15 protein-coding genes are annotated in these 19,090 nt (G+C 38.4%); 11 read left to right on the top strand and 4 right to left on the bottom strand.

Features of this window, described 5'->3' with window-relative positions; all coding sequences use genetic code 11:
• Positions 1-20: 20 nt before the first annotated feature.
• On the top strand, positions 21-1,988 hold the full coding sequence (locus FY049_RS11795) for a BCCT family transporter (protein WP_056517627.1): 1,968 nt from the start codon (positions 21-23) through the stop codon (positions 1,986-1,988).
• Between the two features lie 75 nt (positions 1,989-2,063).
• Here FY049_RS11795 and omp33-36 read toward each other — a convergent pair whose 3' ends face one another.
• Positions 2,064-2,948 (bottom strand): porin Omp33-36, encoded by an 885-nt coding sequence (gene omp33-36, locus FY049_RS11790; RefSeq protein WP_004725233.1) that lies wholly within the window; start codon positions 2,946-2,948, stop codon positions 2,064-2,066.
• An 879-nt stretch (positions 2,949-3,827) separates the two neighbouring features.
• Between omp33-36 and blaOXA the strand changes: the two genes are divergently transcribed.
• Together blaOXA and FY049_RS11780 are read left to right on the top strand one after the other, a co-directional pair.
• Entirely contained in the window at positions 3,828-4,667 is an 840-nt protein-coding gene (blaOXA, locus tag FY049_RS11785) for an OXA-274 family carbapenem-hydrolyzing class D beta-lactamase (RefSeq protein WP_105713786.1), read from the top strand.
• Positions 4,668-4,952: 285 nt separating this feature from the next.
• Complete coding sequence (locus FY049_RS11780) at positions 4,953-6,665, top strand: GGDEF domain-containing protein (RefSeq protein ID WP_004725238.1); 1,713 nt, start codon at positions 4,953-4,955, stop codon at positions 6,663-6,665.
• Between the two features lie 79 nt (positions 6,666-6,744).
• On the opposite strand, the gene FY049_RS11775 is transcribed toward FY049_RS11780, so the two are convergent.
• Complete coding sequence (locus tag FY049_RS11775) at positions 6,745-7,314, bottom strand: hypothetical protein (protein WP_154130735.1); 570 nt, start codon at positions 7,312-7,314, stop codon at positions 6,745-6,747.
• Between the two features lie 254 nt (positions 7,315-7,568).
• Complete coding sequence (gene uvrA, locus FY049_RS11770; protein ID WP_446083752.1) at positions 7,569-10,400, bottom strand: excinuclease ABC subunit UvrA; 2,832 nt, start codon at positions 10,398-10,400, stop codon at positions 7,569-7,571.
• A gap of 480 nt (positions 10,401-10,880) precedes the next feature.
• On the opposite strand from uvrA, the gene FY049_RS11765 reads away from it, so the two are divergent.
• Entirely contained in the window at positions 10,881-11,645 is a 765-nt protein-coding gene (locus FY049_RS11765) for a hypothetical protein (protein ID WP_446083751.1), read from the top strand.
• A 100-nt stretch (positions 11,646-11,745) separates the two neighbouring features.
• On the top strand, positions 11,746-12,099 hold the full coding sequence (locus tag FY049_RS11760) for a GlpM family protein (protein WP_105713789.1): 354 nt from the start codon (positions 11,746-11,748) through the stop codon (positions 12,097-12,099).
• Positions 12,100-12,211: 112 nt separating this feature from the next.
• On the opposite strand, the gene FY049_RS11755 is transcribed toward FY049_RS11760, so the two are convergent.
• A complete protein-coding gene (locus FY049_RS11755) occupies positions 12,212-12,844 on the bottom strand; it encodes an LOG family protein (protein WP_004816519.1) in 633 nt (210 codons plus the stop codon).
• A gap of 373 nt (positions 12,845-13,217) precedes the next feature.
• Between FY049_RS11755 and FY049_RS11750 the strand changes: the two genes are divergently transcribed.
• The 6 genes from FY049_RS11750 (at position 13,218) to FY049_RS11725 (ending at position 18,985) form a co-directional block, all read left to right on the top strand.
• Positions 13,218-14,801, top strand: coding sequence for a TerC family protein (locus tag FY049_RS11750; protein ID WP_004816521.1), 1,584 nt, complete (start codon positions 13,218-13,220; stop codon positions 14,799-14,801).
• A gap of 182 nt (positions 14,802-14,983) precedes the next feature.
• Positions 14,984-15,451: a YchJ family protein gene (locus FY049_RS11745; protein ID WP_446083750.1), complete on the top strand. Its 468-nt coding sequence runs from the start codon at positions 14,984-14,986 to the stop codon at positions 15,449-15,451.
• Between the two features lie 61 nt (positions 15,452-15,512).
• Positions 15,513-16,157 carry a trimeric intracellular cation channel family protein gene (locus FY049_RS11740; RefSeq protein ID WP_004725253.1) on the top strand — a complete coding sequence of 215 codons (645 nt, stop codon included), beginning with the start codon at positions 15,513-15,515 and terminating at the stop codon, positions 16,155-16,157.
• A 61-nt stretch (positions 16,158-16,218) separates the two neighbouring features.
• The gene (locus FY049_RS11735) at positions 16,219-16,722 is read left to right on the top strand and encodes a GNAT family N-acetyltransferase (protein WP_353163733.1); all 504 of its coding nucleotides are present in this window, start codon (positions 16,219-16,221) and stop codon (positions 16,720-16,722) included.
• Between the two features lie 54 nt (positions 16,723-16,776).
• A complete protein-coding gene (gene niaP / locus FY049_RS11730) occupies positions 16,777-18,096 on the top strand; it encodes a niacin transporter NiaP (RefSeq protein ID WP_056517608.1) in 1,320 nt (439 codons plus the stop codon).
• Between the two features lie 601 nt (positions 18,097-18,697).
• Positions 18,698-18,985, top strand: coding sequence for a hypothetical protein (locus FY049_RS11725; protein ID WP_224964405.1), 288 nt, complete (start codon positions 18,698-18,700; stop codon positions 18,983-18,985).
• The last annotated feature ends 105 nt before the right edge of the window (positions 18,986-19,090 follow it).

Below are 19,090 nucleotides of genomic sequence, written 5' to 3'. Positions count from 1 at the left end.
TATAAAAACCTGGGGGAAATATGCCTTCCAAAAAAATCACTTGGTTTGACAATGTCAATCCAAATGTTTTCTTGAGCACTGTTGGAATTATTGCGCTTTTTTTAGCCGTTGTTGTCTTTGCACCAAATGCCTTTGAACTGATTACTCAAAGGATGAACCGCTGGATCACCGATTCATTTAGTTGGTTCTATGTTTTATCTGTCGCAATATTTTTAATTGTGCTGATTTTTATTGCCTTTTCTGACATGGGTAAAATCAAGCTTGGACCTGATCATAGCCAGCCTGAGTATAGTAATGGGTCATGGTTTGCCATGCTATTTACTGCGGGTATGGGCATCGGGTTAATGTTCTTCAGTGTTGCAGAACCTGTCATGCATTATGTCAATCCACCTGCTGGTGATCCACAAACCATTGAATCTGCCCAAGAAGCAATGAGAATTACCTTTTTCCATTGGGGCTTACATGCTTGGGCTATCTATGCAGTTGTTGGCTTAACGCTGGCTTATTTTGCTTTTCGCTATAACTTGCCACTCAAAGTTCGTTCGGGTTTATTTCCGATTATTGGTCAACGAATTCATGGTCCAATCGGAGATGCGGTCGATACTTTTGCCACCATTGGTACGGTATTTGGTGTGGCTACCACGTTAGGATTTGGGGTAACGCAAATTAATTCTGGCTTAAATTATTTATTTGGCTGGGAAAGTAATATTAGCACCCAAATCTTTTTGATTATTGTGGTGAGTACGCTGGCTTCATTGTCGGTTTTCCTTGGATTAGATAAGGGAATCAAACGACTTTCTGAACTGAATCTGATTTTAGCTTTGGTATTGCTAGGCTTTGTATTCCTCGCCAGTTCCAGTATTTATATCCTACAAGCAACCATTCAAAACGCTGGGCAGTATATTTCGAATTTGTTTAGCATGACCTTTAATTTATATGCTTATCAATCGAATGGCTGGATTGGGGGTTGGACCATTATGTATTGGGCGTGGTGGATTTCTTGGTCACCATTTGTTGGTATGTTTATTGCGCGTGTTTCAAAAGGTCGAACCATTCGAGAGTTTATTGTCGGTGTACTGCTTATTCCGACAGGCTTTACCTTGATCTGGATGGGTTTTATTGGCAATGCTGCCTTGTTTAGTATTATGGAACAAGGGCAGACGGGGCTAATTTCTGCGGTACAAAAAGATTCATCAGTTGCATTGTTTGAATTTTTAACCCATCTGCCTTTTTCAGGTGTGTTTAGTCTTATTGCGACACTGCTGGTGGTGTTGTTCTTTGTTACCTCCGCGGATTCTGGTGCATTGGTGACCGATTATCTCACTGCGAAAACAGAAAATTCGCCGATATGGCAACGCTTGTTCTGGACTGTTTTAATGGCGGTCTTGTCGATCATTCTTTTAATGGTTGGTGGGCTAGGCGCACTACAATCGGCCACCATGATGAGTGCACTACCATTCACCTTTATTATGCTGCTGTTGTGTTGGGGCTTAGTCAAAGCATTGCGCTTAGATGTTACCAAAATGCAGGCTTTACAAGTGGCAAGAATCACGCCGAGAGCTGTGCAAAATCCACGTAGTTGGCAGCAACGTTTAGGCTTAATCATGCACTATCCGCATACGTTGGCCGAAGTACAACATTATATTCAGGTTGATGTGATTAAGGCTTTTGAAAGTATTCGTTTTGAGTTTAAACGCCGTGATTTAAATGTGGTGATTAAAGAAACTGAAGACGGTGTTCAACTGAGTGTGGATCATCATGATGAGTTCAATTTTATCTATAAAGTCATTGCACGCAAAATGGTTGCGCCAAGCTTTATGATGAATGAAGAACATCAAGAAACCGATGATTTTTATCAAGCAGAAATATTTTTAAGAGAAGGTGGTCAAAATTATGATGTGATGGAGTGGACGCAAGAAGACTTGATTCAAGACATCATTGACCAATATGAACGTCATCTACATTTTTTAAATGTACTGAGAAACTAAGTTGTTTATTTAAAAACAAAGGCAATAAAAAAGGACTCGTATGAGTCCTTTTTTTGATTCAATTTCTAAGCCAACTTAGAAACGGAATTTAGCGTTTAAGCCAACAGTTTGCGTATCACCAACATACGAAATTGCTTGACCTTTATTCGCTTCGTAGTTTGCATTTACGTAGCTCGCACCAACTGCAATCGCAGGAGTGATGAAGTAGTTTACGTTTGCACCCCAAGCTGAATCAGGCGTACCTTCGTAGCTAGACGCTGCGTAAGAAGCACCAACGCTTAATTGTGGGTTCAAATAGAAATCAGTTTTGAACTGGTATGCAGTCGCATCACCATAGATAATGCCTGATTCAAACGCTAAAGACATATTTGTACCGTCAATACCGCCAACGTATTTAGCACGTGCAGTGATTGCGTCTTGGTCTTCACCAATTGTTGCAGCTTCAGCAGTCGCTTTAGCAACGCCGTTACCCATAACATTGAATGCATCTAAAGCAACTTGGTCAGCAACGTTAGTATAACCAACAGCAACCAAGAAGTTTTGAGTAGGAAGAGCACCCACTTCTAATGCAAAACGATCGCCTTGATCATTTGACAAGCCATTTTTACCGTCAAGGATCGTGTGGCTATAAGAAGCACTTGCGTATGCAGGTACATATGGAGTAGGAACATAAAGTTCAGCTTTAGCGCCGTAGTTATGTGCAATTACATCAGCGTCTAATTCGCCATAGTTATATGCTAAAGAAACATTCGAAGCTTGGTTTAAGAACGCTGCTTCAGCCAATGGACCTTTTGAAGAGTCAACATTTTTGAAGTAGTAAGTACCTTGCAAACCACCAGTGAAATCTTTGTCATTTTCAGTTGTATCGATATACTCTGATTGACCTTGAATTTCAAATTGGTATGCTTGAGCGCCGGTCATGGCTAATAATAAAGCAGTGGCTAAACCGAGTTTTTTCATAATCTTTTCCAATAGGAGAAATTGGTGAAACAGACGGCATTGTATTGTAACAAGATATTAAGTCAATGACGTTTAAGGCCACTGTTTACAAAGTAGATACATGAAATTTACATTGTTTAAAAAACGTACATTTGAACAGCTTTACGTCAACCTGGAAAAAAACTTAATTAGAACAACAGACTAAATTCAGACAAAAGTTTTATTTCATATAAAACAGATATCAAATTGTTAAATTAATACATTTATTTTATTGTTTATTTGTGTTTTTTGATCGATATTACCGATGGTTGTTTTGCGATCAATGTCAAGAAAATGTCATTAAATTCTGCTTATTTTTAGAATTAATTTGTGATTGTATAATCATTTCATGTGAATATTGTTGTTTTATTCTCAATTATTTATAAAAACGATAATTAATTTATATCCGATCAATTTAATAGGTTTTACAAAGTAAAAGATATTTTGGATAATGAGTCAATAAAGTTCATTCATTTTAAATGAATTTTTTTGAGATTTTGAGTTTATATGCCCAGCTTTCCCCAAGGTTGGGCTTTTTTTTATTTAAAAATTCAAAGCAAATCGCATTAAATAGATCATAAAAATATTGCACCAATATATAGCATAAATAAGCAAAAGATGAATTATGTTGGCATGATTCTTGCCAAAAAAAATCCCAATTTTCAAAGAAAACTGGGATTTTTCGCCAAAATCTGGAGCAAATCAATAAATTCTGCTGAGGAATATTAATAAATTGCCCTAATGGGGTGCATTATGCACCAATATATTGCACATGTAAATATTTTCTTACATTCAATTTAAAAAATAATTCATGGGCTCATCTACACTATTTCAGATAGAGTCGATGCCTAAGTAAAGTTTATGAGTAATAACATATTTAAAATAAAAAGCAGTGTATTGATCATCCTGAGTAGTTTGGCTTTTTCAGGTTGTGTTTCGAAGCTTAATTTGTATGATCCAGCTTCATCACAAAGAACAAGTGAAATTCCGTTGTTGTTTAATTATGCGCAAACTCAAGCCGTCTTTGTGACTTATGACGGAACTCAATTTAAACGCTATGGGAATGATTTAAATAGAGCCAAGACTGCGTATATTCCAGCCTCTACTTTTAAAATGTTGAATGCCTTAATTGGTTTGCAACATGCGAAAACGACAAATACAGAAGTATTTAAGTGGAATGGTGAAAAAAGATCTTTTCCTGCATGGGAAAAAGATATGACCTTGGCACAAGCAATGCAGGCTTCCGCCGTACCTGTATATCAGGAGTTGGCACGACGTATTGGTTTGGATTTGATGAGTCAAGAAGTCAAACGTGTTGGTTTTGGTAATACACAAATTGGTCAACAGGTGGATAATTTCTGGTTGGTTGGTCCATTGAAAATCACCCCAGAGCAAGAAGCTAAATTTGCTTATCAATTGGCAAAGAAAACATTGCCTTTTGATGATGCTGTACAACAGCAAGTCAAAGATATGCTTTATGTCGAAAGACGTGGTGATTCCAAGCTCTATGCCAAAAGTGGCTGGGGAATGGATGTTGAGCCACAAGTGGGTTGGTATACAGGATGGATAGAACAGCCGAATGGTCAGATCACCGCTTTTGCTTTAAATATGCACATGCAGACAGGAGATGATCCTGCCGAACGTAAGCAACTGACATTAAGTATCTTAGATAAATTAGGCTTATTCTTTTATTTGAGATAAATGCAGTAGGTAAAAAAATGCCCAGTTTATTGGGGGAAACTGGGCAATAAAAAAGATATATTTTCAAATAATGAGAATTTCTATCTGAGTCTAATTTTATGCAAATTCTATTTATATGTAAAATGTGAATTTTGAATATTACTCATCTATAAAAACGATAATATAAAGCAGTTGAACGCTGTAGATTAAACTTGATTATGTGGAGTAGTTTATGTGTATATATTCTATAATATAAACAAAATTTTTTAGCTTTATTACGATATAACTTCCCACAGGACCATGGTGATGGTGCATGAACTCAGATCAGAACAAATAAGCACGCGTTTGCTTATCCTCATGTCAGTCATCATTTTGTCTGTTTTGTTAATTGCTGTTCCACAAATCATCAGTAATTATCGAGAGTATAGCCGAGCAAATCGAGCTTTAGTCAATATTCAAGCCTTGCAAGTTTTTGCTGAAACATCCAATAAAATTTCACGGGAAAGAGCGCCAACAAATAAAGCAATGTCGAGCTCGACAGCAAATTTTCCAGACAGAATAAAAGAATTGCAGGACTATCGTAAGGACGTAGATCAACAGATTAATTTAACCGTAGAGACCTTAAACAAGGCGGGGTTTACCAGTTTGGCGGATCAAGTAGATGTTCAATTAAGACATGATTTGAACATCGCCCGTAAACAAGTCGATGCTTATTTAGCCTTGCCGTTAAAAGAACGTAATTCAGTGCAAATGGATCAAGTGATTCAGGGAATGTTTCGGGCATGGGACAGTTGTAGAGCCATGTTGCAGCAATTAATTAACCATTCAAAAAAGAATAATAGCGATGTGACGGATTATGCTTCAATTGTGCTGATATTGGCTGATTTACGTGATCAATCTGGACGAGTCGCGTCCAATATCATGGCACCCCTAAGCTTTTCCGAACCATTGCCTGAATATAACAAAGCACGCTCATTACAAACGCAAGAACAGGTTAAATATTTATGGCGTTTGATGGATACCATGCAAATAGAATCCTTAAAAACCCCTGAGTATCTTTATTTATATGGTCAAGTGAAAACTCAATTTATTGATCAAGGTTTACCCATTGTAAATCGTTTGGTGCAAGAGAGCAGAAATCAGCAGCCTTATTTTTTAACGGCAAACCAACTGACAGATGCAATCGTGGATAAGTTTACCACGGTGGTAAATTTACAAAAATATCTACTTGAAACCCACGCCTTAAGTGCGCGTCATCGAATGGAATCGGAGCAACGTCAATTTTTTATCACTTTATTTATTTCTCTTTTGTCATTGTCGGTAGCAGTTTTTACGATGTTATATACACGTAAAAAGTTATTTGAACCCTTGATATATGCAAGAAATATGATCTTAGAGTTATCACAAGTTCAAGAGCGTGATTATATAGGTGCAGCTTCGATACAAACCAAAGAGGTGCATACCCTAACCGATGCATTGGATAAATTAAAAGAAATGCTCAAGCAACGCGATGCTTTTGAATTTCAATTACAAAATAGTGCCAACACCGACAGCTTAACCGGTGTTTCAAATCGACTCGCTTTAGAGGTTTATTTAAAAAATATCGCAACACAACCTGATCGCTTTCAAGAGTTGACCTTGATCATGGTGGATATTGATAATTTTAAATATGTGAATGATCGCTTTGGACATATTTTAGGTGATTCGGTTATTGTTGAAATTGCTCGATGTTTAAAAGCAAATATTGCGCAATCCGATTTAATTGTACGTTTTGGTGGTGATGAGTTTTTGATTTTAATTGATCGCATCCAATGGGATTGGGCATTACAAATTTCTGAAAGTATTTTGGCTGATGTATCACGGTTAAATTTTAATAGTTCGATGTCTAACGAACAGCTGAATGTTTCTGTCAGTATTGGCGTGGCAACAGGGGCTGAAAGTTGGGAAGCTTTGTTTAATCGGGCAGATGCATCGCTATTTAAAGCCAAAGCACAAGGTCGAAATAAAGTTGTGGGATGATCGATAGGGTATCTTGATGATGATTAACCCGTTTGAAAATGTTGATTTATCGTCAGCATTTAATGATAAAAATACTGAATTATTTTGAAGTGACTTTAAGCAACTCAGCATACAATTGATTTAAAAATCGTTGCTGTTCGGCATTGTCTTTAAAGTAGCGTTGATAAAGCACACTACAGCTTTCCACATCAACAATATTACTTGGATTAAATGACCAATCCTCTGTATTTTTAATACTAATCCCTAGATCATCACCACAACGTTGCCACTGTTTGGAGAAGCCAGATTTTTGATTGGGAGCAAGCTGCTTAAATTCTGCGTTAAGGCTAAAGCCGCGCATTTCTGAGTTGCTGAATTTGTTGATCGCACTGATTGGCACACCGGCCCATATAATGGTTTGTCCACTCGGCAATGAGATGCCTTTCAGTTTACTTTCATTCATTAACTGACTTTGTCTGCCTGTTTTAAAGCCCTGTTTTTCATAGGTCAAAGTTGAGCCAGCAGGAAGCTGTATTTTTTTAATCAGTAAGGGTTGGGTGGTTATAAAATAAGGATTGTCGGGTCTGCCATTACCACCCGCAATGTTTATGCTACAACTGCTGAGTAAACAGATACTTGGGACTAAAAGGCATGAGTAAAGAAGCTTCATAAGGAAAATATCCTGTGCTATGCATTGATCTTGCCTTGTTTAAATTAGAAATGCAAAATTTGCTTTAAAAAATCCCAAAATTAAGCAGATGATTATTGAAATATAGGATGAAAAAAGGCTGAGAATCTGAGTTTTATAAAAATTATATGAGCTATTTAATTTCGAGCTTAGCTGATTAATCTCCTCCTAAGTCCTGTGGGATAAAGAGAGAAACTCCCTCCTTATTTAAAGGAGGGAAGGGAAGATGCAGTGAATTACTTTAACAACGGCTTTAAGAATTTCGCTGTATGTGAAACTTTAGATTTCACCACCTGTTCTGGGGTACCTTCCGCAATAATCTGACCACCACCTGCACCACCTTCAGGGCCTAAATCAATCACCCAGTCCGCCGTCTTAATCACATCGAGATTATGCTCAATCACAACAATGGTATTGCCCTTATTGCGTAGTTCATGAAGAATATCGAGCAGTTTGGCAATATCGTGGAAATGCAAACCAGTGGTTGGTTCATCCAGTACATACAAGGTTTTACCTGTATCACGCTTTGCTAGCTCACGTGCCAGTTTGACCCGTTGCGCTTCACCACCAGATAGCGTTGTTGCAGACTGACCTAAGCGGATATAGCCTAACCCGACTTGGTTTAAGGTTTCCAAACGACGGTGAATCACAGGGATTGCATCAAAGAAATGCATCGCATCTTCGACAGTCATTTCCAATACATCAGAAATATTTTTGCCTTTATAACCAACTTCCAAAGTTTCACGGTTATAACGCTGACCATGGCAGTTATCACAAGGCACGTACATATCGGGTAAGAAGTGCATGGCAACTTTGATCATACCATCCCCTTCGCACACCTCACAGCGCCCGCCTTTGACGTTAAATGAGAAACGACCTGCAGCATAACCACGGGCTTTGGCTTCAGGGGTTTGTGCAAACAATTCACGAATCGGGGTAAACAAACCGGTATATGTCGCTGGGTTGGAACGTGGAGTACGTCCAATAGGACTTTGGTCAATGTCTACCACTTTATCAAGGAACTGTAAGCCATCAATCGAATCAAACTTTTCAGCAGTTAAGGTGGTTGCACCATTTAATTGCGTTGCTGCAAGTGGTAACAGTGTGCGGTTAATTAAGGTTGATTTACCTGAACCCGAAACACCTGTCACACAAGTCATCACACCTAAAGGAATCGTCAAATCAACATTTTGTAAGTTATGCCCTGATGCGCCCATCAGTTTAATTTGTTCTTCAGGCTTAGATGGTTTAACCCGCTCTTTGGGCACCGCAATTTTTAACTTACCAGATAGATATTTTCCTGTTAGTGAGTTCTCGTTGGCTGCGAGTTCATCATAGGTTCCTTCGGCAATGATATGACCGCCATGCACACCAGCCCCCGGACCGATATCAATAATATGGTCAGCTGCACGAATTGCATCTTCATCATGCTCAACCACTAAAACTGTATTACCCAGATCACGCAAACGAACCAGTGTTTCAAGTAAACGATCATTATCACGTTGGTGTAAACCAATGGATGGCTCATCTAAAACGTACATCACCCCCATTAGACCAGCACCAATTTGTGAGGCTAGGCGGATACGTTGTGCTTCACCACCTGAAAGTGTTTCAGCAGAGCGAGACAGGCTTAAATAATTTAAACCGACTGATACCAGAAAGTGCAAACGCTCGCGAATTTCTTTAAAAATCTTATCGGCAATTTCACCTTTGGCACCTTCAAGATTTAAATCTTGATAGTAGCTTTCAGCGTCACCAATCGACATTTTGGTAATTTGGGCGATGGTTTTGTCTTTAACCCGGACATGACGTGAAATTTCATTTAAACGTGAGCCGCCACAAGCATCACAAGCGGCATTGGATAAATACTGCGCCAGATCATCACGGACATAATTAGATTCAGTTTCACGATAACGACGCTCTAAATGAGGCAAAATACCTTCAAAAGGTTGTACCCGATTGTGTTTACGACCACGCTCATCGATATAACTAAGATCAACTTTTTCTTTGCCTGTACCGTAGAGAAATTTCTTTTTCGTATCAGCATCGAGTTCATTCCAAGGGGTGTCTAACGAAAACCCAAAATGATCCGCAACTTTCTGAATCATGCTGTAATAGTATGGACGTTGTCTGTCCCAGCCACGGATTGCGCCTTGGCTAATAGAAACATCTGGACTTGGAATGAGTTTTTCAGCACTGAAATGACTACGGGTACCTAAACCGTCGCAGACAGGACAGGCACCAAATGGATTATTGAACGAGAACAAACGTGGTTCGAGTTCAGCAACAGCACGGTCGCATTCAGGGCATGAATGTTTTGCTGAAAATACACGGTCAGGATGTTCACCACCCATCCACGATAAAATCGCCAGATCACTGCCTAAACGTAAGGCTGTTTCAAAGCTTTCGGCAATTCGGTTACCTAAGTCATCACGGACTTTAAAGCGGTCAACCACAACTTCAATGGTGTGCTTTTTCTTTTTATCGAGTTCTGGTGGTGTATCGATATCAATCACTTCACCATCCACGCGCGCGCGGACAAAACCTTGGCTTTGTAATTGCTCAAACAGGTTGCTGTATTCACCTTTACGCTCACGAACAACTGGTGCAAGGAGCATCAACGCTGTACCTTCTTCCAGTCCTTTCACTGCATCGACCATTTCAGAAACAGTTTGTGCAACCATCGGCAAGTCATGCTCTGGGCAATAAGGTGTACCAACGCGTGCATAGAGTAAACGTAAATAGTCGTAGATTTCAGTAATGGTTCCCACGGTTGAACGTGGGTTATGGCTGGTAGATTTCTGTTCAATCGCAATCGCAGGGCTTAAACCTTCAATTGAATCAACTTCAGGCTTTTCCATTTGTGAAAGGAACTGACGTGCATAAGCAGATAAAGATTCGACATAACGGCGCTGACCCTCAGCATATAAGGTATCGAAAGCCAGAGATGATTTCCCTGAGCCTGAGAGTCCTGTGATGACCACAAACTTGTCACGTGGAATATCGAGTGACACATTTTTTAAATTATGGGTACGTGCGCCTCGAATACGGATATGACTTTGACTCATAAAAGCTTTCTCGAAATTATGCGAATTAAAGGGGTATATGATAGCGATTTAATTTTGTTCAAGCTGTAAAAAATAGTTTTTAAACGACAAATTGTGTCATGTAACTGACCATTTAAAACTGTGATGGAGTTTGAGTTTTTGAATAAAATAATAAGATTCATATGCTTATGATAGTTTTAAACAATTCTTAGGGTCGCATTCAGCTAATTTAAAATCAAAGATATAATTTATTTAAAATAAGTCATTGAAGAAAAATGAGATATGCAGTCAGTTTTTTTGATGCTGTGCTGATTTCTGAATACTTATTTCGATATTGCATAGGGTAGAACGAATAAACCAGATCAGCTTCAAGATTGGTCCTATGATGCAATCAATAACCACTTATCTAAAAAAGAGAATTGTTAGACAAGTTTTCTGTGATTAACCATTGTTTTTATTATAAAATATGTGATATCTATCGCACTTGTGGAGGGCTTGAAAATGAATATACGAAAAATTATATCAGTTATTTGTTTTGCATTTTCTTGCAATGTCTTGGCTGGCGAGACTTCACAAGTTTTATTTGATCAAGTGTTAAATTTAAAACCTAATCAAATGTACGAATTAGAATTAGAAGATGTACAAGCGGGGGATCAGATTTGGACCGCGGTTTATTTGGTTGGGCGACAAAATTATCCGGGACTTACTGCAAAAGTTGATTTTGTCATGGACAATCAAGGTTTGTTAAATAAAGCCAATCCAAGTGAGCATGCTGTATACCAAGCACTGATCGCAGAAAATTTGACGCAAACTAATCAATATTCTCTCAGGCAATTCAAAGGCTTAAAGACATTCATTGAAGATACGTCAGAACAGCTGATTAAAGATCCAATATTGGAAAAAACAGATAGCATTCGTATTTATAGTCAAGTGAATGATTGGATCCCTGAATACAACACTTATGAACCCACCAAAGTGAAATTTGGCATTCAAAACCCTTTGGATTTTGACATTGTTGCGGCTTATGTTTTGGTGGGCAAAGGCGAAAAGCCTGCTGAACTCAGTGAATTAAATTTTAAAAATATTCAACCCACTTATGCCTCACCTTTACCGCCAGTACAAGCCGATTTTACCCAAGCTGAAGTGAATAAATCTGAGACTCACTTGAGTAGAAATGAGCTAAAGTTTATCTTTTTTATCCTGATGGCTATTGTTATGGGCTTGGTTGCTTTTATTAACCGTGGCAAATTAAAACGCGCTTTTTAAACGCGTAACTTCTACGTCACTAAATTTCTAATATTTTAGATTTCAAATTTACACGCTTGGCGTAAACTCTTGCACTGATCATGTGTTCGAGTAATTTTAGATGTTGTCCTTATTTTTGAAATGTATTCTGGGTGCAGCAGTGGTTTTGTTGATTTCAATTCTTTCAAAAAGTAAGGCATTTTATATTGCAGGTTTAGTCCCACTTTTTCCAACATTTGCATTGATCGCACATGTGATTGTAGCGCAGGAAAAAGGTGCTGAAGCTTTAAAGCAAACAGCATTATTCGGGCTGTGGTCATTGATTCCGTATCTCATTTATTTGCTCACGGTCTATTTACTGGCAACTAAGCTTTCGATGTGGTCTTGTTTAGGGATTGCAACGTTATGCTGGATTGTAGCTGCTGCGGTTTTGATTTATGCATGGCAATTGTTTCAGAATGGATCGATTTTATGATTTATTGAATTAATAAAAAAGAGTTGCAATGAATACTTTTGAGTTGATTGTAAAGTTAATGAGCCTTTGATCAAGGCTCATTTTTTAAGGATATATTTTAATAATCAGCTGTTTAAACAATAAACTGTTTTGGGCTTTCTAGGTTCTTAATGGCATTGTAAATTTGATCTGCATGATTACACACAATCAGTTTTGCCCGATGTTGAGGCGGTAAAAAACCTTCAATAACAGCATGGTCTAATTGCGCAATCAAATGGTCATAGAAACCATTGACGTTATATAACATCATCGGTTTTTGATGTTGATTCAATTGTCCCCATGTCGCGACTTCTAGAATTTCCTCAAAGGTACCAAAGCCACCTGGCAGTGCGACAAAAGCACTTGCGCGTTCAGCCATCATTGCTTTACGTTCATGCATGTTTTGCACAATATGTAATTCTGTTAATTGGTTATGGGCAATTTCATAATCCAGCATAAATTCGGGAATAACACCAACAACATCACCACCATGTTCCGTGACCGTATCTGCAACTTGGCCCATTAAGCCAATACTTGCACCGCCATAGACGATTCCAAAACCTTGTTCTGCGATGCCTTGGGCAAGTTGGATGGCTTTTTCTCGATAGGTAGGGTTATTTCCAGGTCGGGAGCCACAATAGAGAGCGATTAAACATTGTGTGGCTTTATGTTGTTGTTGATCTAATTCGAAAGGTTTATTCATCATTACAGGCAATACACTATTCATAATTTATTTTTTCACCTTAACTTATCATGTTCTTATACATTTCTACTACTTTAAGTAAGAAATGTGACAAAAACATGTTGTGTTATCGGTGCTTTTGCAATGATTTGTATCGCTTTGATTTTGTATTTAATTTTAGGTAAATCAGTAAAAATCCTGATAAATGAGATGAAATTCCTGTCTGGATTGCCTATAATTAACGCTTATTTATCAACAAATGAATCATCATGGGTAGTGGTTGTAGTCGCTCCGAAAATGCACAATCTTTAGACAAAATAATAGTTCAAAATACACTAAAGTTTTCTTCTCAATTCCGAAATTTACAGTTCTCAAATGCTGAAAATAGCTATTGCACATTTTCAATGGAGCAAGATCAATGATACTTGAGTGGATGTCTGATCCTTCTGCATGGGTTGGTCTTGCAACTTTAGTTGTTTTAGAAATCGTTTTGGGTATTGATAACCTTGTATTTATTGCAATTTTGGCAGAAAAACTTCCGCCTGAACAACGTGATAAAGCAAGGATTATTGGGCTTTTACTTGCCCTCTGTATGCGTATGGTGTTACTGGCATCTATTGCATGGGTGGTGACATTAACCGAACCATTATTCCATCTCTTTGAGCATGCTTTTTCTGGGCGTGATCTGATCCTGCTGTTTGGTGGTGTGTTCTTATTGTTTAAAGGCACAATGGAACTACATGAACGCCTTGAAGGTGGTCAGGATCTTAAAGAAGAAAATCCTGTTCATGCTGTATTTTGGATGGTCATTGTTCAAATTGTTGTTTTAGACGCCGTATTTTCCCTAGACAGTGTGATCACTGCTGTGGGAATGGTGAAAGAACTTTCAGTGATGATGATCGCTGTGGTGATTGCTGTAGCTATTATGCTGTGGGCATCAAAAGCCTTGATGGACTTTGTCAATAAGCACCCGACAGTAGTGATTCTATGTCTTGGCTTTTTGATGATGATTGGTTTCTCATTGATCGTCGAAGGTTTTGGTTATCACATTCCAAAAGGTTACTTATATGCAGCGATTGGTTTCTCGGTACTGATCGAGTTTATGAACCAAACCATGCGTAAAAACCAAGAGAAAATGGTGACAACGACCGACTTACGTTTCCGTACAGCTTCAGCAGTCTTGAAAATGTTAGGTGGAAAAAGTGCCGATAGTCAAAATGGTAAAGCGGATGATGTGATCGCAACACAAGCACTGGCAGATGAAATTTTTGATGATGAAAATGGCGCTTACCATAGTGTTATGGTTCAAGGGGTCTTGGGACTATCAGAACGTCCTGTAAAATCGGTCATGACACCGCGCCCTGAATTAGAATGGTTAGATTTGGATGAAGACGAAGCCAGCATTAAAGAAAATTTGATGGCAATGTCACATTCACGTTTAATTTTGGCCCATGGTGAATTGGATAATATTGCGGGTATTGTTTTAACCCATAAAGTTTTAAATGATTATATCGAAACGGGTGTTTTAAATTTTGAAAAACACTTACGCGAACCTGTGATTGTGCATGAAAATGCGCAAGTATTGATGGTGATGGAGCAACTTCGTCAGGCACCCTTACAAATGGCGATTGTATTAAATGAATATGGGTCAATTGAAGGGATTGCAACGCCGATTGATGTGCTTGAAGCAATCGCAGGCGAGTTCCCTGATGAAGATGAACTAGAAGCTGCTGCGGAAAGTCTTGAAGATGGTTCGTTGATCCTTGAAGGTTCAACCGATATTCGTCATGTTTCTTTGCTGTTAGGTCGTGATTTAGTCGATGAGTCAGAACAATACTCAACCCTTTCGGGTTATATCTTGTTCCATCTCGGGCGTTTGCCTGAAAATGGTCAAAAGCTTCAAGTCGATGGTTATGAGTTTGAAGTGGTAACGATGGATGGGCATAAGATTGAGAAGGTGCATATTATGGCATTAACAAAATCTAAAGATGCTGAGTCCTAATGGATTTGTTGTAATGAAGCCAGTCGAAAGACTGGCTTCTTGCTATCTGGTCATTGCGAATAATGATTTAAACCATATCGTTAAAATGATGTCCAGATGACATCATTCATATTGAAAGAATAGGTTTCGATTTCCTGCTGGGTTGGATTATCATTGAACCTATTCAGATCTTGAGTATTTTCATGTCCAATCTATCCTGTCCATGTGGTTCAGTGCTTTATGCTGAATGTTGTCAGCCGCTACATTTGGGTCAGAACAAAGCCAAGACAGCGGCACAGTTGATGCGTTCGCGTTATAGCGCTTTTGCCAAACATGAGATTGATTATATTGTTCAGACCACTGCGCTTGGACAGCAGCAAGCTTTGGATGTTAAAGCGATTTCAGACTGGAGCAAAGCCAATCAATGGCTCAGTCTTGAAGTGGTGCAAGCCCAAGAAAAGCTCGATAAAAATCATGCTCAAGTTGAATTTAAAGCACATTTCCACGATGGTCAGCAGGCTCAAATACACCATGAAGTTTCACACTTTGTCCAGCATGATGGTGTATGGTATTTCTTAGATCCAACCACAGATCAGCCTATCACCATGAAACAGCCATGTATTTGTGGATCCGCCAAAAAATTTAAGCAATGTTGCGCACAATTTTTATAACTTTTAGTTCATTTTTGACTTAAAATAGCGCGCATCTTTTCCCATCAGTGGATGAAGGGCAATGTTACTGACGATTATTTATATTATAGCCATTACAGCAGAAGCCATGACTGGAGCGTTGTCCGCAGGACGACGCAGTATGGACTGGTTTGGGGTGATACTGATTGCCTGTGTCACTGCACTCGGTGGTGGTTCTGTGCGAGATGTTTTACTTGGACATTATCCACTGACTTGGGTGAAACATCCTGAATACCTTGTTCTGACATGCTGTGCTGCCTTTGTCACCATTATTATTGCCAAATGGATGAAGCACTTACATTCAATTTTCTTATTGTTGGATGCTTTAGGCTTAATTGGTTTTACCATTATTGGCTGTCAAATTGCCTTGCAAATGGGACATGGTTTTGTGGTTTCCGCCGTTGCTGGGGTGTTAACAGGGGTATCTGGTGGTATTCTACGAGATATTCTGTGTAATGATGTTCCGTTGGTATTCCGTCGTGAACTGTATGCATCGATTTCCTTTGTTGCGGTGATTTTCTATTGGTTCTGTATAGATTTTGGTTTATCGCTTGAAATTACCGTGGTTTCTACTTTAGTTTTTGGTTTTGCATTACGTTGTGTGGCGATTTATTTTGGTTTGGAAATGCCGAAATTTATCTATAAAGATGATGATGAACAATCGGCATCTTCTAAAGATGAGTCCTAAGGATGGATGCTTGAACAGCAGCTATTGATTGTGAATCTCTGCATTTAACTTTGAGCTTGGTATGTCATACCAGATTCATCAAAATATTAAACTTGAAAAATTTACTGACCTAGATTTTGCTGTGTATTTTGAATTGGTCAAAAATATTAAAGTCATGCAAATGATTACCGAGCGAGCATTAACGCTTGAGGAAGCGCATACGGAATTTGCCAAGATTTTATCTAAGAATGCCTATAATGTAGCATTGGGAAATTATAAAATTCTTGATACTCAAACAAATGACTTTATGGGTTTAGCTAAACTCGAGTTGGATCAGCCAACAGCAACAACTGCGGAGTTGGGCTATATGCTTTTACCCGAATATTGGGGGAAAGGCATTGCCAGTCAAGTTGTTACATTTTTAATTGATCATGCAAAAAAACAACCATATTTAAAGGATCTCATGGCTATCATTGATCCCGAAAATATAGCTTCAAGAAAAATATTGATAAACAATGGTTTCCATTCTAAAGAGTTTAAAGATTTTGACGGTCTAGCAGGAGAAATTCTGCTGTTCAGTCTTTAAAATTAAACAGCGAGCCAAAGTTGTTTCTGCTTTTACATATTTGTTGAGTGCATTATGGATTTAGTATCACGTGTACAACGCTTACCCATAGGTAAATTTCACTATACCTTACTCTGGGTGATTGGACTGGGCTGGATGTTTGATGCCATGGATACAGGACTGATCTCCTTTATTCTCACCAAAATGGCAGAAGAATGGCAAATGACCCCTACTGAAAAAGGCTGGGTAGTCTCCATTGGCTTTGTGGGTATGGCAATTGGTGCTGTATTTTCAGGTGGTTTGGCTGATCGAATTGGTCGTAGAACAGTCTTTGCGATTACTTTGGTGACCTATAGCATTGCAACCGCGTTATGTGCTTTTGCACCGAATCTGACTTGGTTATTGCTGTTCCGTTTTATTGTCGGCTTAGGGCTGGGTGGGCAACTTCCTGTGGCGGTGACTTTGGTCAGCGAATATATCCCCGCTCAAGTACGTGGTCGATTTATTGTACTGTTAGAAAGTTTCTGGGGACTTGGCTGGCTTGTTGCTGCACTTATTTCTTATTTTGTAATTCCTGATTATGGTTGGCATATAGCATTTTTGATTGGTGGTTTACCTGCAATTTATGTTTTTATGATTCTCAAAAAAGTGCCTGAATCGGTTCCTTATTTGATTAACCGTGGACGAATTGAAGAAGCCCATGCACTGGTACAGAAACTAGAACGGCAGTGTGGTGTGGAAGTGATTGAAACCATTGAAGTCAAACCTGTTTCAGCAAAACAAACGATTTCATTTTCACAGCTTTGGTCAGGAGCGTTTGCCCGTCGTACTCTGATGCTGTGGTTGATTTGGTTTGGCATCGTCTATTCTTATTATGGCATTTTTACTTGGTTACCAAGTCTGCTGGTCAAACAGGGCTATACCATTGTGCAGTCTTTTGAATATGTACTCGGGATGATTTTGGCGCAATTACCTGGTTATGTGGCTGCGGCTTGGTTGGTGGAAAAGCTTGGACGTAAAGCAACCCTCGCTGGTTTTATTGGTCTGTGTGCGCTTTCTGCTTACTTCTTTGGTCAAGCAACCTCAGTCAATATGATTATGTTGTGGGGATGCTTAATGTCGTTCTTTAATTTGGGTGCATGGGGGGTTTTATATACTTATACGCCTGAACAATATCCAACCAATATTCGTGCTTTTGGCTCAGGCTGGGCATCTGCAATCGGTCGTATGGGGGGGATTGTCGCACCGTTGGTGGTGACCCATATGATGGTGGCAAGTGATGGGTTTAGTTCAGTCTTTATGATGTTTACGATTGTACTTTTCGCTGTTGCCGCTGTGGTTTTGATCTTGGGTGAAGAAACCAAAGGTAAGACCTTAGAAGAGATTGGATTGTGATTGTGAAGGTTGTGCAGAATAAATTTAGATATTAATTAGATCTCTTATCAAAGTAAGCTTTTAAATGATTTCTAAACGAGATTAACCCTGATCAATCATGGCTGATTATTCCATAGAAATGAATTTGTATGATTCTAAAACTTACAATGCCACCCTTTACATTTAAAGTTTAAATTCCTTTGCGTAGGCGATGCCTCACTTTTCAGAGATGAAAAGATGACAAAAATCTTCTGTTGGGTGAGAGGTACGTCCTGTACCCCCACCCAACGGAGCGACATCCATGTCGCCACACGATAGAACAACCATGTCTAATTCATGAATATAAAAAAGCAGACGAATGAATATAATTGTTATTGCACATATAGAGTATTAAAGGCTCATTTTTTAATGATGCAAGAAGCCTACAGTTTCAAGTGATTGATTTTCTTGTTTTTGAGAAAATGTAATTTGTAATTTTTAGAAAAAAGATTATTAAATAGTTATGTTCTTATCAAAAAGTCTTTTGAGACTAATATATCTAGAACATTTTTTGAATCGAAATTTATGCCTTGATTCGTATGAGAACTTTAACATTATTCAATAAAATCAGAAGGAAATAGTTATGTCAGCTAAAACCATTCAAGATATCAATAAACAGTATAGTTATAAAGATGAAAATCCAGGTGGAAAAGGGGATGACTCCCTTGTTTCTTGTGCGCAATGTGAGGAATATAATGAATTAAAATATATTTACGATAAGAAGCTTCAACCATTCATTGAGGATGGTGAATTTACTAAACAAGAAGCAATTACAGCATTAGAAGAAACTTGCAAAGAATTAAAGAATCCAAGAAACAGGGCTGATTTTTATAAAAAATTATCAGATAAATTGAGTGTGGAAATTAAATAATCCTTTGTTTTTTATATTTATAAATCAAGACCTCAATTCTTATCAAATCGAGGTCTTTCTATTTTATCTATAAGAGCATTTTGTTTTGATAAGAATTGTTGTGTA

The organism is Acinetobacter sp. 1125_18A, assembly GCF_052824985.1.
The sequence above is the reverse complement of the archived record's forward strand: the minus strand, read 5'-3'. Positions and strand labels throughout refer to the sequence as shown.

Coding starts and splice junctions, on each gene's coding strand:
- FY049_RS11750 (WP_004816521.1), top strand. CDS start 13,218: ATGATACTTGAGTGGATGTCTGATCCTTCTGCATGGGTTGGTCTTGCA.
- FY049_RS11775 (WP_154130735.1), bottom strand. CDS start 7,314: ATGAAGCTTCTTTACTCATGCCTTTTAGTCCCAAGTATCTGTTTACTC.
- FY049_RS11795 (WP_056517627.1), top strand. CDS start 21: ATGCCTTCCAAAAAAATCACTTGGTTTGACAATGTCAATCCAAATGTT.
- FY049_RS11765 (WP_446083751.1), top strand. CDS start 10,881: ATGAATATACGAAAAATTATATCAGTTATTTGTTTTGCATTTTCTTGC.
- FY049_RS11735 (WP_353163733.1), top strand. CDS start 16,219: ATGTCATACCAGATTCATCAAAATATTAAACTTGAAAAATTTACTGAC.
- omp33-36 (WP_004725233.1), bottom strand. CDS start 2,948: ATGAAAAAACTCGGTTTAGCCACTGCTTTATTATTAGCCATGACCGGC.
- uvrA (WP_446083752.1), bottom strand. CDS start 10,400: ATGAGTCAAAGTCATATCCGTATTCGAGGCGCACGTACCCATAATTTA.
- FY049_RS11745 (WP_446083750.1), top strand. CDS start 14,984: ATGTCCAATCTATCCTGTCCATGTGGTTCAGTGCTTTATGCTGAATGT.
- FY049_RS11755 (WP_004816519.1), bottom strand. CDS start 12,844: ATGAATAGTGTATTGCCTGTAATGATGAATAAACCTTTCGAATTAGAT.
- blaOXA (WP_105713786.1), top strand. CDS start 3,828: ATGAGTAATAACATATTTAAAATAAAAAGCAGTGTATTGATCATCCTG.
- FY049_RS11780 (WP_004725238.1), top strand. CDS start 4,953: ATGGTGCATGAACTCAGATCAGAACAAATAAGCACGCGTTTGCTTATC.
- FY049_RS11760 (WP_105713789.1), top strand. CDS start 11,746: ATGTTGTCCTTATTTTTGAAATGTATTCTGGGTGCAGCAGTGGTTTTG.
- FY049_RS11725 (WP_224964405.1), top strand. CDS start 18,698: ATGTCAGCTAAAACCATTCAAGATATCAATAAACAGTATAGTTATAAA.
- FY049_RS11740 (WP_004725253.1), top strand. CDS start 15,513: ATGTTACTGACGATTATTTATATTATAGCCATTACAGCAGAAGCCATG.
- niaP (WP_056517608.1), top strand. CDS start 16,777: ATGGATTTAGTATCACGTGTACAACGCTTACCCATAGGTAAATTTCAC.